Raw genomic sequence first — 6,542 nt, 5'->3', positions numbered from 1 at the left:
GAGTCCTCGGCCACCACCACGTTCTGAGCGGCCCCCTGGCCCCCCCGCCCCCCCCCCCCCCCCCCCCCCCCCCCCCCCCCCCCCCCCCCCCCCCCCCCCCCCCCCCCCCCCCCCCCCCCCCCCCCCCCCCCCCCCCCCCCCCCCCCCCCCCCCGGCCCCCCCCCCCCCCCGGCGCCGGCCCCCCCCCCCCGCCCGGGGCCGCCCCCCGCCGCGGCGCCCCCCCCGGGCCGGTCCCGTGCGGGAGGAGGGTGCCGTGTGCGGCGCTTCCGTGCCAGTGCTCACCCAAGAGACGGTCAAGGTGTGGCCAAAGGTTTCCCTGCGGCAACTCCGCATCCCCGCAGGGGGGTTAGCGTCCGCGCGTGAGAATCACCGGAACCCCCCGCACGGCGCCGACCTCGCGCCGCACCCTGCTCCGCGTCTCCGCCGCCACCGCGGCGGCGGGCGTGATCGCCGCGGGCTCCTCGCCCGTCGGCGCCGCCCCGCGCACCCGGTCCACGACCGCCGCGAGGCCCGCCACCCCGGCCGCCGCGCTCAAGGAACTCGCCGCCGGGAACCGCCGCTGGCGCACGCTCCACCAGCGGCATCCCCACGAGACCGCCGCGGTGCGGTCCACCCTGGTGTCGGGCCAGTCGCCGTTCGCGCTCATACTGGGCTGCATCGACTCCCGGGTCCCCCCGGAGCTGGTCTTCGACCAGGGGCTCGGCGACCTGATGACCGTCCGCTCGGCCGGCGAGGTGCTGGACGAGGCGGTGCTCGGCAGCATCGCCTACGGCGTCCTGGAGCTGGGCATCCCCCTGGTCGTGGTCCTGGGGCACCAGTCGTGCGGGGCGGTCGCCGCCGCGGTCCACGCGGAGGAGACCGGGGAGAGCCTGCCCGCGCACATCCAGTACGTCGCCGACCAGATCAAGCCCGCGATCGTCCACGGGCAGCACGGTGAGGCCCGGGTGGACGCCACGGTCGACGCCCAGGTCCGGCTGGTCCGGTCCCGGCTGGCGCGGGAGGCCGATCTGGCGGCGAAGGTGGCCGCCGGGAAGCTGGCGATCGTGGGGGCGCGCTACGAACTGAACTCCCAGCTGGTCCACCGGATCGACTGACCGGAGGGCCGCCCCGGGGCCGCGCCCCGGCCACCGCGCTGCCGGGGCGGGCGGTGCGCCAAGCGGTGGGAGCGGTGCGCCGGGCGGTGGGGGCGCGGTGCGCCGGAGACTAGGATCGGCACCCTGATGACTGCCACCCTCGTCGCCAAGGACCTCGCCGCCGGACACGGTGACCGCACTCTCTTCGCCGGGCTCGACCTCGTCGTCGCCCCCGGTGACGTGATCGGTCTCGTCGGAGTCAACGGCGCCGGAAAATCGTCCCTGCTCCGCCTGCTCGCCGGACTCGACCGGCCCGAGGAGGGCGAACTGCGGCTCTCCCCGCCCACCGCCACCGTCGGCCACCTCCCGCAGGAGCCGGAGCGCCGCGACGGGGAGAGCGTGGCCGCCTTCTTGGCCCGCCGCACCGGCGTGGCGGACGCCCAGCGCGCCATGGACGAGGCGACGGAGGGCCTGGTCGCCGGGGCCCCGGGTGCCGATGACGCGTACGCCGAGTCCCTGGAACGCTGGCTCGCCCTCGGCGGCGCCGACCTGGAGGAGCGGGCCGGGCAGGTCGCCGCCGAGCTGGGGCTGACCGTCGGGCTGGAGCGGCCCATGACCGCGCTCTCCGGCGGCCAGGCGGCGCGCGCCGGGCTCGCCTCCCTCCTCCTCTCCCGCTACGACGTCTTCCTGCTGGACGAGCCCACCAACGACCTCGATCTCGACGGCTTGGAGCGCCTGGAACGCTTCGTCACGGGACTGCGGGCCGGGACCGTCGTCATCAGCCACGACCGCGAGTTCCTGATGCGCACGGTCACCAAGGTGCTGGAGCTCGACCTCGCCCAGCAGCAGATCACCCTCTACGGCGGCGGCTACGCGGCCTACCTGGAGGAGCGGGAGACCGCCCGCCGCCACGCCCGCGAGGAGTACGAGGAGTACGCCGACAGGAGGGCCTCGCTCGAAGCGCGCGGCCACATGCAGCGCTCCTGGATGGACAAGGGCGTCAAGAACGCCCGCCGCAAGGCCACCGACGGCGACAAGCTCGGGCGCAACGCCCGCAGCGAGGCGAGCGAGAAGCAGGCCGCGAAGGCGCGGCAGACCCAGCGCATGATCGAGCGCCTCGACGTCGTCGAGGAACCGCGCAAGGAGTGGGAGCTGCGGATGGAGATCGCCTCCGCCCCGCGCTCCGGCTCGGTCGTCGCGACCCTGCGCGAGGCCCGGGTGGTGCGCGGGGACTTCACCTTCGGCCCCGCCTCGCTCCAGATCGACTGGGCCGACCGGATCGCCATCACCGGAGCCAACGGGGCGGGCAAGTCCACGCTGCTGGCCGCCCTGCTGGAGCGGCTGCCACTGGACTCCGGCCATGCCGCGCTCGGTTCGGGCGTCGTGGTCGGCGAGGTGGACCAGGCCCGCAAGCTGTTCCTCGGCGCGCAGTCCCTGCTGGAGGCGTTCTGCGCGGCGGTGCCCGACACGGAACCCGCCGAAGTCCGCACGCTGCTCGCCAAGTTCGGCCTGCGCGCCGACCATGTGACCCGTCCGGCCACCAGCCTCTCGCCGGGTGAACGCACGCGCGCCGCGCTCGCCCTGCTCCAGGGCCGGGGCGTCAACCTCCTGGTGCTCGACGAGCCGACCAACCACTTGGACCTGCCCGCCATCGAGCAGCTGGAGGCGGCCCTGGACACCTACCGGGGCACCCTGCTGCTGGTCACGCACGACCGGCGGATGCTGGAAGCGGTCCGTACGACGCGCCGGGTGGAAGTGGCGGACGGCCAGGTCAAGGAAGTCTGAGGCGGATTACGTGGGTTGAGCGCAGCCCGCACACAACCCCGGTACCCCCTCCGGACGTCGGGGCGCGCGTGAGGGGGCGGGCCGCAGGTGCGGCCCGCCCCCTTTGACGTCGAGATCAGCGGCCCCGGCCGCCGCCCTGCTGCGGGTCTACCAGCCCGGCCCGCCGCAACGCGTCCGCCATCGCGCTGTTGGCCGGGGCCGGAGCGCCCTGCCCGCCCTGCCGGGACCCGCCACCGCCACCGCGCCGGTCCCGGCCGCCGCTCGGACGCCCCTGACCGCCACCGGCCGCCTGGCCCTGGCGCTGCTTCGGCGGACGGTTGCCGCGCTCACCGCGCCCCTGCTGGCCGCCGCCGGAGCCACCGCCCGCGCCGGGCTCGTCGTCGAGCCGCAGCGTCAGCGAGATCCGCTTGCGCGGCACATCGACGTCCATGACCTTCACCCGCACGATGTCCCCGGGCTTCACGACGTCGCGCGGGTCCTTGACGAAGGTTTTCGACAGCGCGGAGACGTGCACCAGACCGTCCTGGTGGACGCCGATGTCGACGAACGCGCCGAACGCGGCCACGTTCGTCACGACGCCCTCCAGCACCATGCCGGGCTCCAGGTCGCCCAGCTTCTCGACCCCCTCCTTGAAGGTCGCCGTGCGGAACGCCGGGCGCGGGTCGCGGCCCGGCTTCTCCAGCTCCTTGAGGATGTCCGTCACGGTCGGCAGGCCGAACACGTCGTCCACGTAGTCCGCCGCGCGCAGCGACCGCAGCGTGTCCGTGTTGCCGACGAGCGACGCCACCTCGCCCCCCGTCGTCTTCACCATCCGCCGCACCACCGGGTAGGCCTCGGGGTGCACGCTGGAGCCGTCCAGCGGGTCGTCCCCGCCCCGGATGCGCAGGAAGCCCGCGCACTGCTCGTACGCCTTCGGGCCGAGCCGCGCCACGTCCTTGAGCGCCGTGCGGGAGCGGAAGGGGCCGTTGGAGTCCCGGTGCGCGACGATGTTCTCGGCGAGTCCGGAGCTGATCCCGGAGACCCGGGAAAGCAGCGGTGCGGACGCGGTGTTGACGTCCACCCCGACACCGTTCACACAGTCCTCGACGACCGCGTCCAGTGAACGCGACAGCTTCACCTCGGACAGGTCGTGCTGGTACTGGCCGACACCGATCGACTTCGGGTCGATCTTCACCAACTCGGCCAGCGGGTCCTGGAGCCGCCGCGCGATGGAGACCGCGCCGCGCAACGACACGTCCATGTCGGGCAGTTCCTGCGAGGCGAAGGCGGACGCGGAGTACACCGAGGCGCCCGCCTCGGAGACCATCACCTTGGTCAGCTTCAACTCCGGGTGCTTGGTGATCAGTTCACCGGCCAGCTTGTCCGTCTCGCGGGACGCGGTCCCGTTGCCGATGGCGACCAGCTCGACCGCGTGCTCCTTCGCCAGGTGCGCCAGCTTCGCCACCGCCTGGTCCCACTTGTTCGCGGGGACGTGCGGGTGGATCACCTCGGTGGCCACCACCTTGCCGGTGGCGTCGACGACCGCTACCTTCACCCCCGTACGGAACCCGGGGTCCAGGCCCAGCGTCGCCCGCGTCCCGGCCGGGGCGGCGAGCAGCAGATCCCGCAGGTTCGACGCGAAGACCCCTACCGCCTCGTCCTCCGCCGCCGTGCGCAGCCGCAGCCGCAGATCGATCCCGAGGTGCACCGAGAGGCGGGTCCGCCACGCCCAGCGCACCGTGTCGCCCAGCCACTTGTCACCGGGCCTGCCCCGGTCGGCCACCCCGAAGCGGCGGGCGATCATGTTCTCGTACGCGGAGGGGCCCGGCTGCTCGGCGGCCTCGGGCGCCTCCGGCTCCAGGACCAGGTCGAGCACGTTCTCCTTCTCGCCGCGCAGCATCGCCAGCACCCGGTGCGAGGGCAGCGCGGTGAACGGCTCCGCGAAGTCGAAGTAGTCCGCGAACTTCGCGCCCGCCTCCTCCTGCCCGTCGCGCACCTTCGCCGCCAGCCGGCCCCGGGTCCACATGCGCTCCCGCAGCTCGCCGGTGAGGTCGGCGTCCTCGGAGAACCGCTCGGTGAGGATGGCGCGTGCGCCCTCCAGCGCCGCCGCCGCGTCCGCCACGCCCTTCTCACCGTCCACGAACGCGGCGGCCGCCGCGAGCGGGTCGGCCGACGGATCGCCGAGCAGCCCCTCCGCGAGGGGTTCGAGCCCCGCCTCCCGGGCGATCTGCGCCTTCGTCCGCCGCTTCGGCTTGAACGGGAGGTAGATGTCCTCCAGGCGCGCCTTGGTCTCGGCGGCCCGGATGCTCGCCTCCAGCGCCGCGTCGAGCTTCCCCTGCTCCGTCACGGATTCGAGGATCGCCGTCCGCCGCTCCTCCAACTCCCGCAGATAGCGCAGCCGTTCCTCCAGCGTGCGCAGCTGCGCATCGTCGAGGGACTCCGTCGCCTCCTTGCGGTAGCGCGCGATGAACGGCACGGTCGACCCGCCGTCGAGCAGCTCGACCGCCGACCTGACCTGTCGCTCCCGTACGCCGAGCTCCTCGGCGATCCTGCCTTCGATGGACGTCGTCACGGTTCCCCGACTCGCCTTCTCCTGCTGGCTGTGCTGGCCGTGCTCGCGAGCGAGCACGTCTTACCGGGGGCGTAACCCCCGGCACGCATTCTGCCGGGTGGCCGGGGGCCGTGTCGCGTGACCTCGTCGGACACGCCCGGGGCCCGGCGCGGTCCGCCGGACCCCGGGCGGGGCGGGTCTCAGTCCCGGCCGGTCGCCGACGCCGGGAACGCGCCCGCAGCGGCCGCCGCGAACAGGAAGCCGCGCCCCAGCTCGGTGAGCCGCTCCACGCCCTCGGCGCCCAGGTGCTCGTACGGGGCGGCGTCCATCCGGTCCGTGGCCTCCTCGACCTCCGCGCGCAGCGCCGTACCCGCGTCGGTCAGGGCGAGCTCGTCGCCCGCGGCGAGCAGCCCCCGCTTCCGCAGCCGGTCCGCGCCCGCCTCCCAGTCGGCGCGCCGCCAGCCCCGCGAGGCCAGGATCCAGCGGGGCGCCATTCCCTTGCCGGTGGCGGTATGGCTGACCAGCGACTCCATCGGGTCCAGGCCCGCCGCGAGGAGGGCGGCGAGGTGCGCGTCGCCGCGGTGCTCGCGCAGCAGGGTCGCCGCGTGCCAGAACGCCAGGTGCGGCTCCCCGGGGACCGGCAGCTCGGCGTGCGCGGCGTACAGCGGGCGGGCGTGCGGGGTGCAGGCCTCGGTGGCGCGCAGCGCGAGCCGGGCCGCCTCCGCCATCTCGTCCGAGGCGACGGTCTCCTCGCCGAGCAGCCGCCGCAGCGTCGTGTCCGCCGCCCTCAGCCGGGCCGCGAGGACCTGCTCGGGGGACGCGGTCTCCCAGACGGCGGGCACGTGGCGGGCCACCAGGGCGGGGTTGAAGTTGTAGAACGTGGCCGTCACGGTCCCCGCGCCCACCGCGCCGAAGGCGGCGGCCCGGGAGGCGAAGTAGACGGCGCTCGGGTCCTCCACGCCGATCCTTCCCAGCTCCGCGCCCAGATCGGGGGAGAAGTAGAGGGAGGAGTGCAGCGGGTTGACGGCGTTGTGGCAGCGGCGTCCTGCGCGGGCCGGGAGAGTGCTCATACCCCGCACGTTACCGACTGGTCGGTACGGCGGGAAGGCCGGGGCGGCCCTGGCCCAGGAGTGGCGGGCCAACGGGGCGCCCGG

At 74.9% G+C, this 6,542-nt stretch carries 4 protein-coding genes; 2 read left to right on the top strand and 2 right to left on the bottom strand.

From position 1 onward, the window contains the following. Positions 1–359 precede the first annotated feature (359 nt). On the top strand, positions 360–1,094 hold the full coding sequence (locus ACIRRU_RS29045) for a carbonic anhydrase (RefSeq protein ID WP_403685338.1): 735 nt from the start codon (positions 360–362) through the stop codon (positions 1,092–1,094). Positions 1,095–1,220: 126 nt separating this feature from the next. Beyond that, positions 1,221–2,858 (top strand): ABC-F family ATP-binding cassette domain-containing protein, encoded by a 1,638-nt coding sequence (locus ACIRRU_RS29040; protein WP_403685337.1) that lies wholly within the window; start codon positions 1,221–1,223, stop codon positions 2,856–2,858. Between the two features lie 115 nt (positions 2,859–2,973). On the opposite strand, the gene ACIRRU_RS29035 is transcribed toward ACIRRU_RS29040, so the two are convergent. Both ACIRRU_RS29035 and ACIRRU_RS29030 read right to left on the bottom strand, forming a co-directional pair. Beyond that, positions 2,974–5,409 (bottom strand): Tex family protein, encoded by a 2,436-nt coding sequence (locus ACIRRU_RS29035; RefSeq protein ID WP_403685335.1) that lies wholly within the window; start codon positions 5,407–5,409, stop codon positions 2,974–2,976. 179 nt (positions 5,410–5,588) lie between these two features. Continuing rightward, positions 5,589–6,458: a hypothetical protein gene (locus ACIRRU_RS29030; RefSeq protein ID WP_403685333.1), complete on the bottom strand. Its 870-nt coding sequence runs from the start codon at positions 6,456–6,458 to the stop codon at positions 5,589–5,591. Between the last annotated feature and the right edge of the window lie 84 nt (positions 6,459–6,542).

The sequence above is a fragment of the Streptomyces sp. NPDC101181 genome (assembly GCF_044767975.1).
In the GTDB taxonomy this organism is placed as follows: Bacteria; Actinomycetota; Actinomycetes; order Streptomycetales; family Streptomycetaceae; genus Streptomyces.
The sequence above is the reverse complement of the archived record's forward strand: the minus strand, read 5'-3'. Positions and strand labels throughout refer to the sequence as shown.

Excerpts from the sequence above, each read along its gene's own strand:
- ACIRRU_RS29040 (WP_403685337.1), top strand. The coding sequence starts at position 1,221 with ATGACTGCCACCCTCGTCGCCAAGGACCTCGCCGCCGGACACGGTGAC.
- ACIRRU_RS29030 (WP_403685333.1), bottom strand. The coding sequence starts at position 6,458 with ATGAGCACTCTCCCGGCCCGCGCAGGACGCCGCTGCCACAACGCCGTC.